Origin of the sequence: Pseudoalteromonas sp. S2755 (assembly GCF_005886535.1) — a bacterium.
GTDB lineage: Bacteria > Pseudomonadota > Gammaproteobacteria > Enterobacterales > Alteromonadaceae > Pseudoalteromonas.
In genome coordinates this window covers 17,071-39,343 of sequence record NZ_PNDS01000107.1, presented here as the reverse complement: position 1 = coordinate 39,343, position 22,273 = coordinate 17,071, and the positions used below count along the sequence as shown (strand labels likewise).

The 22,273-nt window shown below is 41.9% G+C and carries 16 protein-coding genes; 8 read left to right on the top strand and 8 right to left on the bottom strand.

Annotation, left to right across the window (positions count from 1 at the left end):
• Positions 1-7 precede the first annotated feature (7 nt).
• The 5 genes from CWC03_RS16825 to asd all read left to right on the top strand — a co-directional run bounded on the left by CWC03_RS16825 (position 8) and on the right by asd (position 8,131).
• Positions 8-613 carry an energy transducer TonB gene (locus CWC03_RS16825; RefSeq protein ID WP_010378710.1) on the top strand — a complete coding sequence of 202 codons (606 nt, stop codon included), beginning with the start codon at positions 8-10 and terminating at the stop codon, positions 611-613.
• Between the two features lie 21 nt (positions 614-634).
• On the top strand, positions 635-1,945 hold the full coding sequence (locus CWC03_RS16820; RefSeq protein WP_138582866.1) for a tetratricopeptide repeat protein: 1,311 nt from the start codon (positions 635-637) through the stop codon (positions 1,943-1,945).
• A 191-nt stretch (positions 1,946-2,136) separates the two neighbouring features.
• Positions 2,137-3,807 (top strand): beta-helix domain-containing protein, encoded by a 1,671-nt coding sequence (locus CWC03_RS16815; protein ID WP_138582865.1) that lies wholly within the window; start codon positions 2,137-2,139, stop codon positions 3,805-3,807.
• Positions 3,808-3,884: 77 nt separating this feature from the next.
• On the top strand, positions 3,885-6,572 hold the full coding sequence (locus tag CWC03_RS16810) for a TonB-dependent receptor domain-containing protein (RefSeq protein WP_138582864.1): 2,688 nt from the start codon (positions 3,885-3,887) through the stop codon (positions 6,570-6,572).
• 443 nt (positions 6,573-7,015) lie between these two features.
• Entirely contained in the window at positions 7,016-8,131 is a 1,116-nt protein-coding gene (gene asd, locus CWC03_RS16805; RefSeq protein WP_138582863.1) for an aspartate-semialdehyde dehydrogenase, read from the top strand.
• Between the two features lie 33 nt (positions 8,132-8,164).
• On the opposite strand, the gene CWC03_RS16800 is transcribed toward asd, so the two are convergent.
• Positions 8,165-8,509: a hypothetical protein gene (locus tag CWC03_RS16800; protein WP_017216849.1), complete on the bottom strand. Its 345-nt coding sequence runs from the start codon at positions 8,507-8,509 to the stop codon at positions 8,165-8,167.
• Positions 8,510-8,742: 233 nt separating this feature from the next.
• On the opposite strand from CWC03_RS16800, the gene CWC03_RS16795 reads away from it, so the two are divergent.
• Together CWC03_RS16795 and CWC03_RS16790 are read left to right on the top strand one after the other, a co-directional pair.
• Positions 8,743-10,737, top strand: coding sequence for a methyl-accepting chemotaxis protein (locus CWC03_RS16795; RefSeq protein ID WP_138582862.1), 1,995 nt, complete (start codon positions 8,743-8,745; stop codon positions 10,735-10,737).
• Positions 10,738-10,743: 6 nt separating this feature from the next.
• Positions 10,744-11,193, top strand: a complete 450-nt coding sequence (locus CWC03_RS16790; RefSeq protein WP_138582861.1) for a GNAT family N-acetyltransferase — start codon at positions 10,744-10,746, stop codon at positions 11,191-11,193.
• Positions 11,194-11,663: 470 nt separating this feature from the next.
• Here the strand turns inward: CWC03_RS16790 and CWC03_RS16780 are convergent, their stop codons facing one another.
• From CWC03_RS16780 to CWC03_RS16770, 3 genes are all read right to left on the bottom strand, one after another.
• Positions 11,664-12,164: a DUF4240 domain-containing protein gene (locus CWC03_RS16780; RefSeq protein WP_138582860.1), complete on the bottom strand. Its 501-nt coding sequence runs from the start codon at positions 12,162-12,164 to the stop codon at positions 11,664-11,666.
• A gap of 155 nt (positions 12,165-12,319) precedes the next feature.
• Entirely contained in the window at positions 12,320-12,817 is a 498-nt protein-coding gene (gene ilvN, locus CWC03_RS16775; RefSeq protein ID WP_010377111.1) for an acetolactate synthase small subunit, read from the bottom strand.
• Positions 12,817-14,538: an acetolactate synthase 3 large subunit gene (locus CWC03_RS16770; protein WP_138582859.1), complete on the bottom strand. Its 1,722-nt coding sequence runs from the start codon at positions 14,536-14,538 to the stop codon at positions 12,817-12,819. The genes ilvN and CWC03_RS16770 overlap by 1 nt, the downstream gene beginning before the upstream one ends.
• Before the next feature lie 366 nt (positions 14,539-14,904).
• On the opposite strand from CWC03_RS16770, the gene CWC03_RS16765 reads away from it, so the two are divergent.
• Positions 14,905-17,877, top strand: coding sequence for an immune inhibitor A domain-containing protein (locus CWC03_RS16765; protein WP_138582858.1), 2,973 nt, complete (start codon positions 14,905-14,907; stop codon positions 17,875-17,877).
• Between the two features lie 34 nt (positions 17,878-17,911).
• Here the strand turns inward: CWC03_RS16765 and CWC03_RS16760 are convergent, their stop codons facing one another.
• The 4 genes from CWC03_RS16760 to xni all read right to left on the bottom strand — a co-directional run bounded on the left by CWC03_RS16760 (position 17,912) and on the right by xni (position 22,268).
• Positions 17,912-18,919 (bottom strand): isocitrate dehydrogenase, encoded by a 1,008-nt coding sequence (locus CWC03_RS16760; RefSeq protein WP_138582857.1) that lies wholly within the window; start codon positions 18,917-18,919, stop codon positions 17,912-17,914.
• A gap of 196 nt (positions 18,920-19,115) precedes the next feature.
• On the bottom strand, positions 19,116-20,807 hold the full coding sequence (locus CWC03_RS16755; RefSeq protein WP_138582856.1) for a hypothetical protein: 1,692 nt from the start codon (positions 20,805-20,807) through the stop codon (positions 19,116-19,118).
• Positions 20,808-20,974: 167 nt separating this feature from the next.
• Positions 20,975-21,358, bottom strand: coding sequence for a DUF3192 domain-containing protein (locus CWC03_RS16750; RefSeq protein ID WP_010377120.1), 384 nt, complete (start codon positions 21,356-21,358; stop codon positions 20,975-20,977).
• A 139-nt stretch (positions 21,359-21,497) separates the two neighbouring features.
• On the bottom strand, positions 21,498-22,268 hold the full coding sequence (gene xni, locus CWC03_RS16745; protein ID WP_138582855.1) for a flap endonuclease Xni: 771 nt from the start codon (positions 22,266-22,268) through the stop codon (positions 21,498-21,500).
• Positions 22,269-22,273: the final 5 nt, after the last annotated feature.

The following is a 22,273-nucleotide window of genomic DNA, read 5'->3' as shown; positions in this document are numbered from 1 at the left end:
ACATACCATGCGTTACTTAATTGCTTTAGTAATTGCAGGCATAGTTACCTTTTTCCTTTTCTTGGGTATGCAAGCGCTTATCCAAGGAGGGGAAGGAGCAATGACAGATCCTGTAAAAGGACAAGTACTAGATTTCGTCCGTCTTAAAAAAGAAGAGACGGTGGAGAAAAAAGAGCGTAAGCCACAAAAGCCACCAACACCTAAAGAGCCGCCTCCGCCAATGGATGCACCGCAGACACAGAACAACAATCTTGACGCAACAGGCGGCAACTTTGATTTCAGTGCCAATGTGGACGCTGACGTAGATTTGGCGGGTGGTTTGGCGCTTGAGTCCAGTGATGGTGAATACCTGCCAATCGTGAAAGTTGCGCCGGTATATCCAAGACGTGCGTTATCACGCGGAATTGAGGGGTATGTGATTGTTGAGTTCATTGTAACTAAACAAGGTACTGTGAGAAACCCTGTTGTAGTAAGCGCGGAACCGGAATCAATCTTCGACCAAGCAGCGCTTGATGCGGCATTGAAATTTAAATACAAACCTCGTGTAGTAAACGGTGAACCGGTTGAAGTTGCGGGTGTTCAAAATAAGATTTCATTTCAAATTAATGGCTAACCGTCATTAAGGATTGCGATTATGAAAATGTTTAAAAAGATTACTTTATTAAGTGCATTATTTAGCACAGGGTTAATAATGCCAAGTCTCATTTCAGTCTTACCAAATGTTAATTTGGCAACGGCTTATGCTGACTCAGAAACGAAAACCAAGCGAGTGCCTGCATTACGCGAAAAAGTGTATAGCCAACTAGCTCGCGCACAAAAACTCGCAGACGACGGTCAAGTAACTGAAGGCTTAGCAGCGCTTGATTCAGTCAAAGAGCGTTCATCAAGCATGAACAGTTATGAAATAGCCATGATGTATAACTTCTATGGTTTTATTTATTACAACGAGAACAAGCTCGACAAGGCCATAGAATCTTTCAAAGCAGTTATTGCTGAAGAATCTATTCCTGAGTCCCTGCGTCTTTCTACGACATTTAGTTTGGCTCAATTGGCCATGGCAAATAATGATTTTGAAAGTACATTATCATTCCTTGATCAGTGGAAAGAAGTTAATACGCAGGCCCCGAAAAGTAACTTTTATATTTTAAAATCGCAAGCGCAATATCAACTAAAAAAATATAATGATGCGATAAAAAATATAAATACTGCTATTGATTTGGTTGAAGCCGACGGTGAACTACCAAAAGAAAACTGGTTAGTTCTTCAACGTGCGATATATTACTCATTAAATCAGCCGAAAAAAGTAGCGGATGTTTTAGAGAAAATGGTTACTCTTTATGACAAACCACAATACTGGATCCAGCTTGGGGGTATGTACGGTGAAATAGGTGCGGAGAAAAAACAGCTTGCAACATTTGAAACTGCGAAGCAAAGAGGCTTTATAAAATCAAAGTCGGATTATATGCAACTTGCTCAAGTCTATTTAATGAACGCCTTGCCTTTTAAAGCAGCGGAAGCACTCGATAACGGAATAAAAGCAGGTGTCGTTGAAGACAGCGCCAAAAACCTAACTTTTATCGCAGAAGCTTTCGTTCAAGCAAGAGAAGATAAAAAGTCACTACCTTTCTTCCTAGCAGCAACTGAAAAAGTTGAACATGGCAATTTAGATCAGAGACTTGCAGAGATCTACTTAAATCTTGAAAAGTATGATGAAGCCGCAGATCACGCTCGAATTGCTCTCAATAAAGGCGATTTAACGTTTGAGTCTAACGCCTATGTAGCACTTGGAATGGCACAGTTTAACCTGCAAAACTTTGATGCTTCTATATTGGCATTCGAACAAGCTGAAAAGCACAAAAAATCGGCAAACCTTGCTAAACAATGGATTAAATATGTGAAGCGAGAAAAAGTTCATGCTGAAACATTAAAACAAGCTTTATTATAATATTTTATAATCGCAACACCAAAGCCGCCTTCGGGCGGCTTTTTTATTTTTAAAAGTTAAAATTTTTATTGTTAAGATTTAATTACAATCATTTTGTGTAATCTTCGTGTAATAAAGCCCCATTAATTTAGTCACATCATTTAAACACAGTAAAAAAATAATTTTTTAAAAGTCTACTATTGGAGTTAGCAATGGAACTAAAAAACCTCTTCAGAGTCTCTGCAATCGTCGCTGCTATGGCACTTACTGGTTGTGGTGGTGACATCGAAGTTACACCTACTGTAAACGATAACAGCACTAACAATTCAAACAATACAACAAACAATGGCGATTCGGGCGGTGATACAGGTGGCGATACTGGCACAACTAACCCTTGTACAACTCGCGCTGTAGGAAGCACTGAAGTTCAAGGTACGTTCCAAGCACCACACTGTGTATACGGCACTGACTTTGCTTCTAAATCACTAGAAGTACAAGCTGATGTGACATTCAAAAAACTTGAGAATGGTGGCGCTCACGTATTCAAAGGTGCACTTTTAATCGGTAAAGATTGTAACACATCAACAGGTTGTACAATCGAGGCAAACGGTCCAACACTAACTGTAGAGCCAGGTGCAGTAATGGCATTCACTTCTGGTGAGTCAGTGGTTCGTATCGCGCGTGGTGCGAAAATCAACGCAGTTGGTACTGCAGCTGAGCCAATTCGTTTCACTTCAGCAGCAGAATTTGACGCATTTAACCTAGCAGGTATCGGTCCACAGTTTGCTGACTGGGGTGGTATCATGGTTAACGGTTTTGGTATCACAAACGAATGTACTGATGCAGAGCGCGATGGCAACCTTTGTAATGCAGATTCTGAAGGTGTAACAAGCTACTATGGCGGTAAAAACAATGCAGATAGCAGCGGTCAAATCAAATATGCGCACATTTGGTATGCAGGTTCTGGTCCTCGTGATGGCGGCCCTGGGGACGACTTAAACTCACTAACACTAAATGCTGTGGGTTCTGGTTCAAGCTTCGAATTCCTTCACATTCACCAAGGTTTTGACGATGGTATCGAATTCTTCGGTGGTGCTGCAAACATCAAAAATATCGTAGTAACAGATACTCAAGATGATGGTATCGACGTTGATGCGGGATGGCAGGGTAAAGGTCAGTTTATTGTTGTTAAACACGGTACGATTCAAACAAAGCGTGACGTTACTTATGCTGATGATAACGGCGACGCGGTACTGATCCCAGCTGGTACAGAAGGCTTCATGGGTAATAACGGTTTTGAAACCGATGGTGAAAAAGCAGCAGGTCCTGATTATAGTCAAGCACCGGCATCTACGCTTAACTTTGCGAACGTAACTGTATTAACAACTGATGGTAACTCTATTCGCGACAATGGTGCATCACAAGGTATGAAGTTTGACGATGCAATCCGTGGTATGTACTACAACACGCTAATCGTAAAAGCTGAAGCTTCAAATGGCACCGAATGTCTAGAATTCAAAGACCCAGATGCAGCGGCAAACGCTGAAGCTGATACGCTTAATTATGTAAGCTCTGTACTTGCTTGTGCAGCGAACTTTAAAAATGGTTCTGAGCCATTACCTGCAGGTGAAGGTAAAGAAGACTGGTTTGTTAACGCAGGTTCTAACCAAATTCTAAACGGTGCAGCTGACGTACTTGCAGCAGACGGCTTCTCAACAAATTCAAGCTCTACCGCTATCACTGTAGAAGCAAACGACCTAAGCAGCCTAAATGATAACTTCTTCACGACTGTTGATTACATTGGTGCGGTATCTGATAAAGATACATCTTCTGAATGGTATCAGTGGGTTAAGAAAGCAATTGAGGCTTCAAACGCTGACTAATTATCCGTAATGACCTTAGTTATTACAATTAAGGCGCAGTCATTGCGCCTTTTTTATGATTTTTGGCAGGATTGCATATGGATACTCAAATGAAATTTAAAAAAGTTGCTTTAGCCATCAGTACGGCACTCACAGTCGCAACTTCTCTACCAAGCGTTGCAGAAGAAGAACAGGCAATCGAAGAAGTTGTTGCGGTAGGTACTCGTTTGCAAGGTAGTGCTGCGGCGGTAATTGAAGAACGTAAAAACCAAGCCTTCGTTGCGGATATCTTAGGCGCAGAGCAGCTATCTAGAACAGGTGATAGTGATGCAGCATCCGCGCTACGTCGTGTTACCGGTCTTACGTTAGTTGATGGCAAGTTTATCTATGTTCGTGGTCTAGGTGAGCGTTACTCAAGTGCTCGCCTGAATGGTGCCGCAGTACCGAGCCCGGACTTAACCCGAAACGTTATTCCACTCGATATTTTTCCAGCGAGCATTATTGAAAGTCTAGCGGTACAAAAAGCTTATTCTCCGTCAATGCCTGCTGCATTCGGTGGTGGTAACATCGATATCCGTACTAAGTCTGTACCATCGGAGTTCACCGCGGGTATTGAGGTAGGTATTGGCCAAAACTTTAATTCTGATAAAGGCTTTACCTACAGCGGAACCACGGAAGGTATACCTCAAGTACTACAAGATGCAGTTGTAAGATATCGTGGTAACTTTGACATCGGTGAAGTTGTAGACAAAAACGGTTTCAAGGATAAAGACGGGCTAACACGTGCGGATCAAGCAATTGACGTGATCAAAGGTTTTGTGTCATCACTTCCTCGCGATATTCAAGTCAAAGAAGAGTCCCTAGATCCAAACTTTGATGTAAAAGCCAACATTGGCAATAGTTTCCAAGAAGATTGGTTAGGCGGCACGGTAGGCTTTATGCTTGCGGGTTCCTATGACAACGATTGGAATTATAGCGACCGCACGACGGGCGTTATTGACGACACATTAGCTGAAAACTGTACTTCAAAACTAGAAACCGCAGAAGACACAGCCAATTCCTGTTATGTGACACTTAAAGAATCTAAAGTAACGACTGAGACTGAACGCCTAAATGGTGTATTCAATATCGGTTACCGCTTAGATCAGCATAGCATTACTTATTCTAAGATTTATCTCGAAGATAACGAAACCGAATCAGAGTTTTCCGTGTTACAAAGCCCTAACGGTAGTACCGTTAGAACTATCGCGGGAACAGGCGCGGCACAACGTTCACATCAGTTTGATTACGAAGAACGCACATTGGATATCGACCAAGTGATTGGTCAACACACGTTCCTCGATTATTGGGGGATTGGCTTTGACTGGCAGTATACAGAGTCAAAAGCGCAAACCGATATTCCAACAGAAATCGACTTTAAGTTTATTGATAACTATAACGAAGACGGTTCTTATAAAAACTCCATCGTTACCGGTGATGATAACCGTATAACGTACGCTTTTACAGACATGGAAGACAACGTTAAGTCTTACAGCGGCAATGTCACCTTACCGTTAACCTTCGAGGGCATAGAAATTACCCTTAAAGGTGGTTATGACTTTATGGATAGAGCGCGTGTTTACAATACCAGTAACTTCGTTGTAAATAACAAAAGTGGCATATCCATCCCAGTAAACTTCGATGAATCTGAGATCTATGGATTATCGGGTTATCTTGACGATGAATTTTTGAACAACAACACTTTCTTGTTGACCTTCAACGAACCTCAAGCACCAGCGGCAGACGATTATATCGCGGCTCAAAAGATTGATGCGGGCTATGGTGAATTTGATATCTTCTTCGACAATACTTGGCGTATTAGTGGTGGTATTCGTTACGAAGACTTTAAACAAGTGTCACTTGCAACATCGAGTCTAATCTTCGACCGCATAACGATGGAAACGATTTACGACGAGGAGCGTATTTTAGCCGGTACCGTTAACGAAGATAACTTCTTTAACGCACTATCGCTAACGTACCTTTCAGACGGTAACTATCAAGTACGTTTTGGTTATGGTGAAACCACTGTACGTCCAGACTTACGTGAGTTAGTACCGGTTGCCTACTATGATCCATTAACCGATATCCGCACCTTCGGTGTAGCTGGCCTTAAGAGTAGCGACCTGAAAAACTATGACGCGCGCTTTGAATACTATATGGATAATGGCGATAACTTCTCAGTTGCGGCATTCTATAAAGATATTACAGCGCCAATAGAAACTATCTTGCGCGTTGGTGATGAAGACTATACAGCAACCTTCGTAAACGGTGAGGAAGGTGAAGTCTACGGTATTGAAGCCGAATGGTTATACGACTTATCGGGTCTTGCAAGTGGCTTCTTTACGTCAGGTAACATCACCCTGAGTGATTCTGAAGTATCGATAGATCCTGCTCGTGCTGGTAACTTAACCAACCCAACGAAGCGTATGACGGGTCACTCAGAGTATGTAGTTAATATGCAATTAAACTATGACTCGGCTGATGGTCAACACAGTGGTTCATTAGTGTATAACGTCTTTGGTGAGCGTATTTTGGCTTCAGGGATCGGCGGTAGAGATGATGCTTATGAGCAACCATTCCACTCACTTGACCTAGTATATACTTGGTATCCTGACTTTAACTCTAAAGTTAAATTTAAAGTCAAGAACTTGCTAAATGAAGATCAAGAAGTAACTCAATCTGACGTAGTGGTGCGACAAAAAGATGTCGGTACCTCTGTTAGCCTGAGCTACAGCTACGAGTTCTAAAGAACAACTAAGCTTTAACCAAAGCCAAGGTCGCCTTGGCTTTTTTGATCTTTATCAATCTTCGAGATATTTTTTCCCACTAATTCATTATTTCATGGACTAAGTTCTGTAACTTTGTGTATAGTTGGTCTATATATAAAAATATATCCAAATACTTCAGTAGGTTACTAGGTTGTTAATATACTTGTCATATTTAACCAGTAACATTATTTAAGAGCTTTAAAAACAAAACCATAGCTCGTTTCGTACCGAGTTCTTGTTGACGCAAATGCGTTTAATTAGGACAACCTTTACATGTTGTATCCAAACCCCGCCATGCGGGGTTTTTTATTTATTAAAATCCTAATTTCTAGCTAGTCCACCGCGTATTCTTTTGCTATGGTAGCCATCTAGACATACGACTCACGCAATGATCCGTATAATCAAGAATTAAGGCACATAACATGAAAAAAGTAGGACTCGTCGGCTGGCGTGGAATGGTTGGCTCCGTGCTAATGGAGCGTATGCAGCAAGAAAATGACTTTGATGTCATTGATCCACACTTCTTTACTACCTCACAAGCAGGTCAACTCGGCCCCGTTGTTAAAGGCGGTGGTGAACCAAAGCCGCTTCAAGACGCAAGCGATATTCAATCGCTTAGCGAAATGGATATTATCATTTCCTGCCAAGGCGGAGATTATACCAAATCTGTATATCCTTCATTGCGTGAACAGGGCTGGGAAGGCTATTGGATAGATGCAGCCTCAGCACTGAGAATGGAAAAAGACAGTATTATTGTGCTTGACCCTGTCAACAAAGATGTCATTCAACAAGGTCTTGAACAAGGCGTAAAAACCTTTGTCGGTGGTAATTGCACGGTTTCTCTTATGCTACTTGCGCTTGGTGGTTTATTCGAGCAAGACTTAATAGAGTGGGTGAGCCCAATGACCTATCAAGCGGCATCAGGTGCAGGCGCGAGAAATATGCGTGAACTCATCACTCAAATGGGTGAGATCCACAGCTCGGTTAAAGCACAACTCGACGACCCAAGTTCGGCCATCTTAGAAATCGATAAGATAGTGGCAGAAAAAATCAAAGATGAATCTTTACCACAAGATCAATTTGGTGTGCCGTTAGCCGGCAGCTTAATTCCATGGATTGACGTTCCAATGCCGTCTGGTCAAAGTAAAGAAGAGTGGAAAGCACAAGTAGAAGCAAACAAAATCCTTGGCTCGTCAAAACAGCCTATTCCTATCGACGGATTGTGCGTACGAATTGGCGCGATGCGCTGTCATTCACAAGCGCTCACCATCAAGTTACGTGAAAATCGAAGCGTCGAAGAAATAGAGGAAATTCTAGCGGCACATAATGAATGGGTTCGCGTCATTCCAAATGAGCGTGATATTACGGCAAAAGAGCTAACTCCGGTAAATGTTACTGGCACACTGAGTATTCCTGTAGGCAGGATAAGAAAGCTCACAATGGGTGAAAAATATATCAGTGCATTTACTGTTGGTGATCAACTTTTATGGGGGGCGGCAGAGCCACTTCGTAGAATGTTAAGGATCATTACAGGTTAATTTCTAAAGGCGCCTTCGGCGCCTTTTGTTTTTTTAATCGATGACTTTTGTAAGACCGATTAAGGCGTTTTCACTCTCACCATCGTGGCATTTAATGTTCCCGCCATCTCTGTTTTCAATAACAAGGCTATACACAGTACGATACTTTTCACCTTCACGGATAGCATCCAGTACAGGCCCTAACAGATAGTGCTGTTCTGGATAGATCACAACAGGCTCAAGGTCGAAACCAGACTCACGCTCAAACCTTACTTCATAACGGTTGTCACCTTTTGAGTAAAGGTCGTACACGATGCCTTTACACGTAAATATGACTGCATATGACTTTAATGAGATAAGCGCAAGGCTCACTAACATTAGTTTGATAAATCCTTTCATACATTCCTCTATTTAATTTTGACGCCAATACCATTATTAGCAACAAGAAAGTAGCAACACTACATTACCATTTGTTTTCAGAAAAATTACTTCAAGTAACATTTATCAAATCCTTACTGCCTCAAAACGCTAAATCTATCACGATGTTTGTTACAAAATATCTCACCTTAATTTTGTTGGACTATAGTTACCTTGATTAAACAATAATCTACGCTCGCGCTACGGAGAGACGAATGGGTATTTTGAAAAGATTTTCGATTATGCAGCTCACGATGATAAGTTCTTTCTCACTGCTTGCATTTTTACTATTTTTAGTTGGCAAAAACGTTTTGAATAATTGGAGAGAGTACAACGCCGCTGAACAAAATATCAATTACGTCGTTTTACTCGACGCCATAGAAAAAGTGGCGCACCACCACGCAGTAGAACGTGGTTTAACAGCTGGTTTCCTTGGTGATCCAAGTAGTGATAACAAACGAAAGGTCGAGGCGCAACGCGAAATTGCTGATCAAACGATATTCACGTTAAAGTCAATTAACAATGCGCAGTTTCTGAAAGATAAAAACGTACAAAAATGGTTACCGTATATTTTTGAAGTGGAAGCCAATAAGAACCGCGTAAGAGGTGAGGTCGACAGGAAAAATGGCAGTAATGCTTTTGCTTACTACAGCAAACTTAATCAAGTTTCATTAAACACAGCAGCAAAAATTCAAGCCTACGTATCAGATAGAACCCTATCTTCTGAACTTTCTATTGCTTTCCTTATTGCCCAAAGTAAAGAGCGCCTTGGACAGATCCGTGGCAAAGTGAATGGTGTGCTTGCGAAAAAAGCAATGTCAAACACCCTAAAAGACGATATAAAATACTATCGCCAACAGCTAGAGATGTCATTGCATCAACTGGAGACCGCCCTAGAAGGTACAGGCCAAAGCAATATACAAACTATTTTATCTTCAAGCGAGGCAAAAGCGTTTAATCGAATACTTGATACTCTTGAAAGCCAAGTAGAAATTGACTTTAACCGCTTACCTTCAAGTGCCGAGTGGTTCTCTGCAGCGACAAGTTTGATCGGTAAATTCAAGACAAAACTCGATTCCGTGTGGGAAATGACAATTAAAGATAGCCAAAAGAATAAATCAAATATCGCATTTGAAAGTATCTTAATGTTTGCGATTTTTGTCGTCGTTCTCAGCTTTATCGCGCTTATCAACTTTCACCTCATTCGCTCTTTGCGCTCGGAGCTTTCACAATTAACGAGCATATTAAAACGCGTAGCTGAAGAGGGCGACTTAACTTTAGATATGCGCCTAAACACTCGCGACGAACTTGGGCAAATCTCTGAGTCAATTTACAATACGATTTATGCATTTAAAGATTTAATGGTTGGTTTAGCTAAGTCCGTACAGGTTGGTACAAGGCTTGGCGAAAAAATGCATTTAGCAGCCTCTAACGTCAATGAGGATGCACAAAAAACCCAAGGCATGGCATCTTCCATTGCGGTTGCAATAGAAGAAATGGCCGCAACCAGCCAAGAAATTGCAAAACTCGCGCAAGATACGCTGGATGCCAGCGACCAACTTAACATCGAATCACAGCAGTTACTTGCAGACAACCAAAAAAACTTAGACACCATGAAAGCCCTCTCGACGAGTATGAACGCCGTCGACGAGATGGCCGCCAGTATGGAAAAGCAGGTATCTGAAATAAACACTATCTTGGATTCAATTCGCAGTGTTGCCGAACAAACTAACCTGCTAGCACTCAATGCCGCAATTGAAGCAGCCCGTGCAGGCGAGCATGGCCGCGGCTTTGCTGTTGTAGCCGACGAAGTGCGAGGACTTGCAAACAACAGTAAACAATCTTCAGAGCAAATTTCCACACTGTTACTTAGCTTGTCAGAAATAAGCCAATGCGTTGTAAAATCAATCAGAGAAAACACACTGCTCACACAAAATACCATGAACGAAGTAGAAGAAACGCGTAAAGTATCACTCAGAGTAAACGAACACAGTTCGCATGTTGAAAAACTCACGACTTCGGTTGCCACAGCAGCTTGCGAACAGTCTGAAGTGGCCGCCGATATATCACAAAATACCGATGCTGTACTTGACGCTGCAAACCATGAATTAGATACATCGAAAGCGTTAAATGAATTGTTTAAAGATATGAAACTAAACAGCGATACGCTACAACGTACAATGGATATATTTAAAATTGATAAGAGCTAGCACCATATGAATATTCGAGAGTTCAACGAGAACGATTACGCAAGAGTTTTGGAGATCTATTCAAAATCTAAGCTAGATGAGCTTCGTTTTGAGAAGAAAGCATTTAAGCTCTTGCCTCTAGAGAATGATAAAAAGAGATTGTCTGCGCTTAGGGAATCAAAGATATACGTTTTTGATGATGGGAATATTCTTGGGTTTGGAGCAATATTTGGGTCAGAGATTAGGGCACTATTTGTTTGCCCTAGTGCTAGAGGAAACGGAATCGGAAGAAAAATACTTGAATTCCTTTTGTCACAAATATGCGGCAAGGCGAACCTTTTTGTCGCCAAGACAAATGAGCCTGCAAAGGAGTTATACAAGGCATACGGATTCGAAGTGTCTGATGAATTTCTCGCTGAATATAATGGCGAGTCAGTGTATGCGAATGAAATGGTTCGTATAAAAGGGCAGTACTAGCAAGACGAAGTTATATGAACTTCAGATAGCTCGAACGTGTACTTTGGCTTTTCCGGCAATTCAGGAGGGGATGGTGGAGATGGCGGAAGTTGTTAATGCCAGCAATCATATATGGCTACCAGTCAAGGAATTCATGTATAAGCTTTTTATTAATCGAAATACGGGCAAAAAATCGCAACTTCAACTTAGGTGTTTTTCACTCAAAAACATTAAGAAATGGACAGAGAGGCAGAAAAGAATCAATGTTTAAGTTCACTATTCTTTTTTGCTCCCGAAATAGGTAATAAGCATAGTATTCCACTGCTTAAGACTTAACAAGAGGTTGTGTTTTTAGCAAAGTCATTTTGGTAGGTTAGCGAGAAGGATTGATAGGCTATCTGGAGCAGTGACATTTTGCGATGGTAATAATGAGTTTCAGCATCTAATTCTAGAACAACCAAAACCCATCATATAAAACAATAAACTAAACCTTATCCAAGCCAATATTGGCCAAAAAGTTGAGGTAATTCAGCCTTTAACTGTTTTGGCTTATTTTTAAACTTTTTACCTTGCGGCGGAAAGTTCACAACACTGTGATACGGAAGTTCGTCTTGATTTTTTTCTTCAAAAAGCAACCCTGCAACTAAATCTAATTCGTCAATAAACGGATAGGGCAAATCATTTTTATTGGGAATAGCAAACTTATTGGCTAGTTCGTCTGGTTCCGCAGTGAGTACGCTTACCGCTTCAGGGCCGCGACTGATGATCCAATTACAAAAATCTAAGAAGTCATATTCGCTATTACAGCCAGCAATCACGTAGGCCACTTTCCAGTTATCCCAATGCCACAGTGCTCTTAGTTCTTTGGTATATAATGCATCGAACTGAGCAATTTCTTCTGAACTTAGCGGTGATAAACGCGTTTTTAAATATTCATTATCGTTTGAATGATCGGGGGCGGTGACAAGCTGCCAGAAGCGTTCGAGTTCCATGTGCATAATCTAACTTGATAAAAACGAGATTATAGCCAGTAACCTAATGAGAGTAAATCGAAGCCGCCATGCAAAATAACTGCAGCGGGTTGTACGTAATACAATGTACTCACCCGCGCAAAAAGATAACAGCGACAGCTAAAAGGTAAGTAGTTCTATCCTTTCAGTGCTTTGTCACCACGGCCAATACCTACCGCGCCAGAGCGCACAAGTTCAATAATGTCGCTTTCGTGACGTAATAGATCCAAGAAAGATTCAAGACGGTCGGCTGAGCTTACCATCTGCAATATATAACTTTGCTTGCCCATATCTATAATGCTGGCTTGGAACACCTCAGCAACACGATTGATAGCGGCTCGTGTTACTTCGTCTCGGGCATAGACTTTTACCAGTAGCAGCTCTCTTTCAATGTGCTGCATATCAGTTAAATCTATGACCTTAAGCACATCCACCAACTTGTTAACTTGCTTCGTGATTTGTTCAACAATGCGGTCATCGCCTTGGGTCGTGATGGTAATACGAGATAGCGTTTTGTCTGCGGTTGTACCCACTGTTAAGCTGTCAATGTTGTACGCACGTTGAGAAAATAAACCCACAATACGAGAAAGAGAGCCAGGTTCATTCTCTAATAAAATCGATAGTATTCTTCTCATTATGCTTTTACTCCTTTTTTCAACCACATCTCGTCTATCGCACCTTGCTTAATTTGCATTGGATACACATGTTCAGACTCATCGACCAAAATATCTAAAAATACAAGTCGGTCTTTAATCGACATTGCTTTTTCCAGCGCCGCATCAAGTTGCTCAGGTTTATCAACCCGAATACCGATATGACCATAACTCTCGGCAAGCGCAACAAAATCAGGCAGTGATTCCATATAAGAGCTTGCGTGACGTCCCTCATACATCATGTCTTGCCATTGACGTACCATACCAAGCGAGCGGTTATTTAACGAGATGACTTTGACGGCAAGGCCGTATTGCAAACAGGTTGAAAGCTCCTGAATATTCATTTGGATAGAGCCATCCCCAGTTATGCACAATACTTCGCTTTGCGGGAATGCCATTTTTACGCCCATCGCTGCGGGTAAGCCAAACCCCATGGTGCCAAGACCGCCTGAATTGATCCATTGACGAGGTGATTTAAACGGATAGTACTGCGCTGCAAACATTTGGTGTTGTCCTACATCCGAGCAAACATACGCGTCACCGCTGGTCATTTGGTATAGCTTTTCGATAACCGTTTGCGGCTTAATTTTTTCTACACCCGCAGTAAACGACAAGCATTTCTGAGCACGCCATGTGGTAATTGCTTGCCACCAATCTTCTTGTGCAGCGCGGTCGATGCGCTTCTCGCTTTTTTCGATACCGCGTAGCAATTGCTCCATCACCGTATCTAAGCAGCCCACAACTGGAATATGCGCTTGAATGGTCTTAGAAATTGAAGTTGGATCCACATCAACGTGAACAATTTTGGCATCCGGACAAAACTTCTTAACGTTATTAGTCACACGGTCATCAAAACGCGCACCTAACGCTAGGATAACATCGGCATTCGCCATCGCCTTATTCGCTTCGAGACTACCGTGCATCCCTAACATGCCAATAAAGTTAGGGTGTGTGCCACTGATCCCGCCAAGACCCATTAGGGTATTGGTGATAGGCGCGTTTAGTTTCTCAACCAGCTCAGTTAGTTTTTCTGAGGTATTCGAAAGAATAATGCCGCCGCCAGAATAGATAACCAAACGCTTCGCTTCAATAATGGCTTCAACCGCTTTGCGGATCTGCTTGGAATGCCCCTTTACACTTGGGTTGTAAGTACGCATATCAATCTGTTCAGGCATCTGATAATCGAATTTAAGCGCAGGGTTCAAAATATCTTTTGGCAACTCAACCACAACTGGTCCCGGTCTACCAGAGTTGGCTAGATAAAATGCCTTAGCTAACACTTCTGGGATTTTTGTCGCATCGCGGCAGTTAAAACTGTGTTTAACGATAGGACGAGAGCAACCAACTATATCCGTCTCTTGAAATGCATCATCGCCGATTAGGTTTGAAGGTACTTGCCCTGAAAGTACAACCATTGGGATTGAATCCATATAAGCGGTCGCGATCCCTGTAATGCAGTTAGTAGCACCAGGGCCACTGGTCGCAAGGACGACACCAACATCTCCCGTTGCTCTGGCATAACCGTCGGCCATGTGGGTCGCTGCTTGCTCATGTCTAACTAAGATATGCTCAATATCTGATTGCTGAAACAACGCATCATATAAATCAAGAACCGATCCGCCGGGATAGCCAAATATGTATTTTACTTTTAATGCGCTCAATGCTTTTACTACTAGCTCGGAGCCGTTGTATTGCTCTGCCATTACCTCATTCCTCGTTGACTGTGCGTGCCTGTTATATTTCTAAAATCAAAAAAAAACCCCGCGGGTTGCGGGGTTTGAGTATTTCTTTCAAGTAATAGCTCCCCGCTGAACTCTATGAAGAGACCAGTACCACCACGAGAACGATTAGTTGAAAGAAATTTGTCATTATTTTGCCTTTAAGTTGATTCAAAGTTAGCCTACACAGTATTAGATATAAATTCCACTATTCTACATTTCAATTGTTGAAATATTACATTTCAGTTTAAAACTAACCACCAATTAGATTTTTTATTTAGTAGCACTTATTACGGGAACGAAGCGATAAAAATGCTAAACTTAAAGCTCAATTGTACTGGGGTCTCTTAGATGAATATTTTTAAACTAAGCATATTGGCATCGGCCACACTGCTATCAAGTACGGCGCAAGCTCAGGTAATCTATAAAGATCAGGTTATCTATTGGCAGGAGAAAAAGCTCGGTCGCACGCTGAGTGAGTACGAGCGAAAAATTGCGCTTGAGCAATTCACCAAAACAAAGCCTATTGCCAGCCAAATAAAAACACCTTATGCAATTAAAAACGTGCACCTTGGCAATACTAAGTTAGCCAAACAATTTGCAATGGGTACAGCGCAAGCACTTAATGAAGCCAAAATTCTTGCGATATTAGTCGACTTTCCGGATTTGCCTAACGACCAAAACCGACTAAACCCAAGTGATACGGATATGTACTACTCGAGTTATCCCGCGTCTCACTACCAATCATTATTGTATTCGGATAGTGGCTATAACGGACCAAACAATGAAACGTTACAATCAGCTACCCAGTTTTATCAAGCGGCCTCAGGCGGTAGCTTTAAAGTAACTGGCAATGCATTTGGTTGGGTAAGAGCCTCTCAAAATGCAGCGTACTACGGCAAGCAAGAAGGCGATACCCGAGATTTAAGACCGGAAGAGTTAGTGTTTGAAGCTGTAAGCAAAGCTGTAACTCAATTTAATATCGACTTATCTGAGTACGATAAAACAGATTTGAACGACATAGATGGTGATGGCAACCGCCTTGAACCTGACGGTATTATTGATCATGTCATGTTATTTCATTCAAGTATTGGTCAAGAAGCAGGTGGCGGCGTATTAGATACTGACGCAATTTGGTCACATCGCTTCTTCGTATTTGATGAAAACAACCAACCAAAGGCAATTCCAGATACCGCCTACAAGGTTTATAACTACACCATTAATCCTATCGATGCTGCAATTGGCGTGGTTGTCCATGAGTTTGGTCATGACCTCGGATTACCGGACGAATACGATTTAAATTCCAATGACATAGGTGAACCCGTTGCGCTTTGGTCAGTCATGTCTTCAGGCAGTTACTTAGGTCAATTAAGTGGCTCGCAACCAACCCAATTCTCCCCTAAAAGCCTTGAGTTTTTACAACAAAATTACGCAGGTAATTGGTTAAAGCAAGTTGAGTACACGTTTGATGATTTGAGTACAGAACAAACGGTAACACTCACGGATATTGGAGTGAACAATGGTACTACGAATCAAATAAAAATAAATCTGCCTGCGCAACTAGAAGAATTCATAATGCCACTTGATGGGAATTATCACTATTACTCCGGAGAAGACGACAAACTCAATAATCAAGCAAGTTTTACCTTAAGCTTACCTAACGCAAGTCAAATTTTATTATCCATGCTTGCAAATTATAGTATCGAGCTTAACTACGATATTTTCCAAGTGGCAGTAAATGGACAGCCAATAGCGGGAAATACAACAAAATCAAACCACCCAAATTACTCCAATATCACTCACTACATGGATGGCGAGTCGTCTGCTTTCGGCGCCAATCCAATTACGCTAGAGTTTGATATCTCAGCGTACCGAGGGCAAACTGTCACCGTAACATTCGTTTATCAAACTGACGATTTTGAAACACTTAAAGGGGTATTACTAGATAATATCTCAGTGACAGCGGATGGTACGCAAATTTATACCAATACCGCAGAGCCAACAAACGACTTAGTCTACAACGGTTTTCGTAAAATCTCCGGCTACAGAGCTAAGCCTAGTAACGCTTACTATGCGCATTTACGCTCATTTAGAGGGTTAGATGCTGGTTTGTCTTTGTCTGGTTATAATTCGGGTGTGTTGATGTGGTACAGCAACGATGGGCAAAGCAATAATTCTACTTCGTTACACCCCGGTTCTGGCGATATGTTGGTGATTGACCAAGACCAAAACCCAATTTTCAAAGCCGACGGCACAACACCTGCAACGAGTATTATTCAGGTCAAAGATGCAACACTGCGTTTAGATACTCAAAAAGCAGGTCTTGGCGATCAACATCTAACGCCAATCAGCACGTTTGATGATACTCAGGATTACACCTTCTCAATCCAAAAGGAATCAGGTGTTAATTTGCCAGGTTTTGGTGTTCAACTTAGATTGAACACCATAGAAGAAGATGCAAGCAGTGCACAAGTTGGTGTAGTTTATCTCAGTGATCCTCAAATCACTCAAGTACAATCGCAAAACACCGTTAAGTTCAATGTCAAAGGCTTAGCTTTAAACGAATCAGATAGCTTTTTGTGGAACTTTGGTGATGGTCAAACAAGTAAAGCGCTTTCACCTGTTCATAACTATCAAGATATTGGCAACTATACGGTAATGTTCACACGCACCAAAGCAGATGGGAGCAGCTCAGCGTTGAGCTCAAATGTCAGCGTTGGTAATGTCGAGCCGGTCCCACTTACAGTCGGTGATATCAAAGCGACCGCAGTAGGGCAAGGCTTTGTCTTCAATGCCGAAATCATCGGTGGCAAAGCGCCTTATGTGCTTGAGTGGAGCTTCGGTGACGGGGCAACCGCGACATCAAACTCAGTCGAACATATCTATGAGCTAAGCGGCACGTATACAGTAATGCTTAATGTGAAAGATGCCGAAGGTGAGGCGGTAGCTAAATCAACCTCAGTGACAGTCGTAGTACCGCTTAGCATAGAAGCAACAGCGACCACATCTAACTTACGAGCAAGCTTTGTCGCAACTGCTACTGGTGGTGATGGTAACTATCAAGCTAATTGGGATTTCGGTGATGGCACGCAAGGCTCTGGTTTAACTACAACACATAGTTACACTCAAGCGGGCACATATAATGTCGTGTTAACGCTGTCGGATGGCGCAGATCAAAGCACTAAAGGCACTGTCGAGATCACAGTAACGGCCCCAACAACAACGCCGACGGATTCTGGTGATAGTGGATCGTCTGGAGGTAGTATCGGGTGGTTTGCGTTAATTGGTGGGATTCTAGTGGGGTTAAGAAGAAGGTGGTGCTAACGCACCACCCAAAGATTAAATCAAGCGTTAAGAATTAAAGGCGCTCAATTACCGCCTGTGTGAAATCAGTAGTGCCGTGGCTACCACCAAGATCGCGAGTTGTACGGTCGCCGTTCTTAATAACGTCAGCCACTGCACTGCGGATTCTTTCCGCTTTATCAGCTTCGCCTAAGTACTCAAGCATTTGAATTGACGCAAGAATAACAGAAGTTGGGTTTGCAAGGTTTTTGCCTGCGATGTCTGGTGCACTACCGTGAACAGCCTCAAAGATTGCAGCATCAGTACCAATGTTTGCACCTGGTGCCATACCAAGACCACCGACAAGACCCGCACAAAGATCTGAAAGGATGTCACCGAATAGGTTTGTTGTTACGATCACATCAAACTCTTCAGGTGTCATTACTAATTTCATACAAGTAGCATCAACGATCATTTCTGCTGATTCAATTTCAGGATAACGCTCACCCACTTCACGAGCAACTTTAAGGAATAGACCTGAAGTTGATTTTAGGATGTTCGCTTTGTGAACCGCAGTTACTTTTTTACGGCCTTCACGCTTTGCTAACTCATAAGCGAAAGTTACGATCTTTTCAGCACCTTCGCGAGTGATCTTTGACATTGCTTCCGCTTCGTTGCCATCTTCAGAAACAACTTGACCAAGGCCTGAGTACATACCTTGCGTGTTTTCACGTACTGTAATGATATCAATGTCATCGTAACGTGCTTTAGTACCTTCAAATGACTTAACTGGACGAACGTTTGCGTAAAGGCCAAAATGCTTACGCAATGTCACGTTGATTGAAGTGAAACCTTCGCCAACAGGTGTAGTTAGTGGGCCCTTTAGCGTGATTTTGTTACGCTCAATTGCTTCTAGCGTTGCTGCTGGAAGTAATTCACCTGTTTTTTCTAAAGCAGCCAAACCTGCGTCTACGTATTCATATTCATAGTCGCAACCTACGGCTTTTAAGATCTCGATTGCTGAATCGATGATGCTAGGGCCAATGCCGTCGCCACGGATAACTGTGATGGTTTGCTGTGCCATGTTTTTTCCTTTATCAAAAGTTGGAATACACCCGAGAAGAATTGCAGACTAAGTTTAGTAGAAATTAACAAAGGTGTACGTTCGCTTGTTTAAGCCGCGTTTTATAGCAATTAATTAGGTCTTATTCCAGTATGGAATGAAAAAATGACATACATATCATTTATGCTTGTTATTGATAGTATTTATAGAATAAATATCAGGCAATAGATGAGTAAAATCCAGTCTCTTGTAGCGCTAAATCAAACTTTTGTGCGGTAACAAAACGACTTTCGCCTAATACGTCATCCACTAATTGTTTTTGCCATGCAGTCAGCACAAAATTGGGGGATATCACTTTAAGTGCAATCAATTTAATAAAAATGAACAGCTTGCACTGCGCATTGGTCTGGGACTTTTTTAACGTTTCGCTCTCGAGCATTGTCTTATGAAGAATGCTTTTTTCAAAGTACTGCTGATTAAAGTCTAGGTATTTATCTTTTGCAATCGCGCGAATCCCAAATAGGTTTGCAATTGATACTAGTTCTTCCGAATACTCACGAGAATGGAGTGCAGTGGTATGTTGGATCTCTACCCCTTGTTTAGTCACCAAAAATACAATAACCGCTGCAAATGGTGATAACAAACGCTCAAATTTTTCACCATAACTTTCACCAACATATAAGGTGATGATTTGACTAATTATGCCATATTTATGCACGATATCTTCTGTGAAAGGAAGCTTATGGTTTGCTATGATCTGCTCAAGCAACACTCGCTGCGCCAGTAATCCAGCAGCATCAAGTCCTACCATGGCGAGAGAGTGCCTAACCGACGCAGCTTTGAGATTTTCACGGTTATATTGCTTTGCTGCGATTTGCAATGCACTTGACACCGGATCGAACTCGCAAATCAGCTTTTCAAGTGCGCGAATACTTTGAAATTGACTGTGAGATAAGGCTTTTACTGTTTCTAAGAGATGTATATGCTCAGAGCCAAATGGAATTACTACAGGCTCAGCAGCTCGGTCCCAAATATTGTAAAGTAGCTTTGCATCTATCGTTACAGTTAAGCCAAAGTGGAACCGGAACTTACGGTTGGCCTTCGCCAGCTTCTTGGTTTGCCCTCGCTCCACAACGGCGATTATTTTTTCACTACTGCCGTGTATCACCAAAAAGCCCACTTCGCCTTTAATCTCACACAGCGTCCCCGCTGGGTGTTTAGCAAATGCTCCTGCAATTGCACTTAGCACTTTTAATGCAAAAGCGTAACTGAGTTTACAATAAAGAAGCTTAACCGCTCTGTCTAAAGTCACGTAATTTTGCTTGTGGGTTGGCGTTATTAAGCTTGCTAATCGATGAGCGATTGCAACAATCAAAGAGGCATGGTCATTAAACCGCTGAGGGGTTGAAGCAACTAGCTTGCTGTCGTAGTTTGAAAGGCGAGATAAAATTCGTAAACATTGTAAGTTCGGTGTTTGTCCATCACTCAGTATTTGTACCGCCAGTTGATGTCGAACTTTCCAAAGCTTATCTTGCTGTGCATCTAACTTTTTACCTGCTGCGAGTTGGTCGCTTTCTCGTGATACACATAAATAGTCTGCAAAGCTTGCTAGCAATAGCTCTTCAGTTATGGCTCGAGAGAACTTTAAGTGATGACAAGCCATACAAACCAACACATTTTGATTTATGACCAGATTGGTGTTGTAACCCAAGTTTTGTGAGTATAGGCAAAGCTGTCCATGCAAGCTGCTAGGAGAGGACTCGTAACAGTCCATGTAAAGCTGTGCCAGCTTAACTAGGGTAGGGTAGATAGAAGACCACTTTTCTTTGTGATAATAAAGACGTAATACTTTGTGTGTACCTTGGGCTATCGCGAACAGCGTTTTACTAGTAACTATCCTTGCATCCATCTATCTTTACCAACTTTATTAAGTAAATGATCAACTTTTAAACGGCAAAATAGCTTTGTTAACAAGGCAAAAGCCTTGCTGTTTAGTTGTTCTAAATGAGGCGTTGTTAACGAAGCTAATATGGTACTTTACCCTTCAAATTGGTTGGAAGATTAATCTAATTGGCATCACACTTTATCAAATGTGACCCGAGCACCTGGTCCCCAAAGCTTTAATATGCCATTTTCAAACAATAATCCGGTGCATTCATCTTCCGTAGTAATACCATCTGGTTTTACAAGCTGAGTGCGATAAAACACAATTTGTACAATCGTATTGTCTTGTTTCTTTTTTACATACGTTAGATCCGGGCTACCTAAGGTATCCAACACAGTGTCTAACTCAGTCGGCTTTTCAAGGCTAAGATTACGAATGAAACGATTGTTAAACGCTTCTCGATCTTGCCAAATCATCGCTTGCGGGTCATCTTTATAATAATTTATCACGAGAAACACCACAGTAACGTAAACCGCTAGGCCAAGAAATATGTACTGTAGTATTTTCCTAATCATCTAACTGCTCAATAAAGAATGGGTAAAACGGATCTTGTATCTGCAAAAACTGAGATACGCATGTATGCAATATATCAAAGTCATCTACATTCGCCTAGCGCTTAGCGACGTTGTAATACACTGCCAATCAAAAGGCCCTTCAAACCACGCGTATATCCTTCAAACTAAAGCCAATTTCAATATCTCTTCTTAGTGTCACTAGCGCAAGACTTGTAACATAGTCGCTTGCTCCAGCCTCTAATTTTGCTTTTGCAGCAGGTTTTACTGTCTCATCTTTTAGCATGCATTCAAAGTCGTCATGCTTTGCCAGCAGCTCTTGCGCTGTCTTGACCCCCACCCCTGAAACACCGGGGATATCGTTCGTCTTGTCGCCACTTAATGCCCAAAACATTTCTAGCTTGCTTTGGGTGACAGAAAATCGACTTTTAATATCTTCAAGCGAAATTATCGACTTTTTGAAATAGTCGTATACAGAGATAGCGTCACTGATCAGGGGTAAGAAGCCCTTATCGGTCGATACTATCGTGCAGTTAACATTAGCTACAGCGGCTTTAGAGGCAAGCGTTGCTATCACATCGTCAGCTTCATCATGTTCAGGATTAAATGATTTAACACCAACATTTGCGAACGCTTGTGAAAACTTATCGAGATTCTGATTTAAGAATTCGGGCATTGGTTGACGACTTATTTTATATTTTGGGTAAAAGTGATAACGCCAACTTTTATCCCCATCAAAGACTGCAACGGCGTGTGTCGCCCCCGTTTTACGTAACAAGCTACGAGTAGCTTGCTCTACACGAAGACAAGAGGCCTTTAAGTGGGCCTCTAGCTCTTTATTACCTTTTGGTTCGTTAACAGCGTAGATGCGCCTGATGAGGTTAAGCGCATCTATTAACAACAAATTATTCATTCACT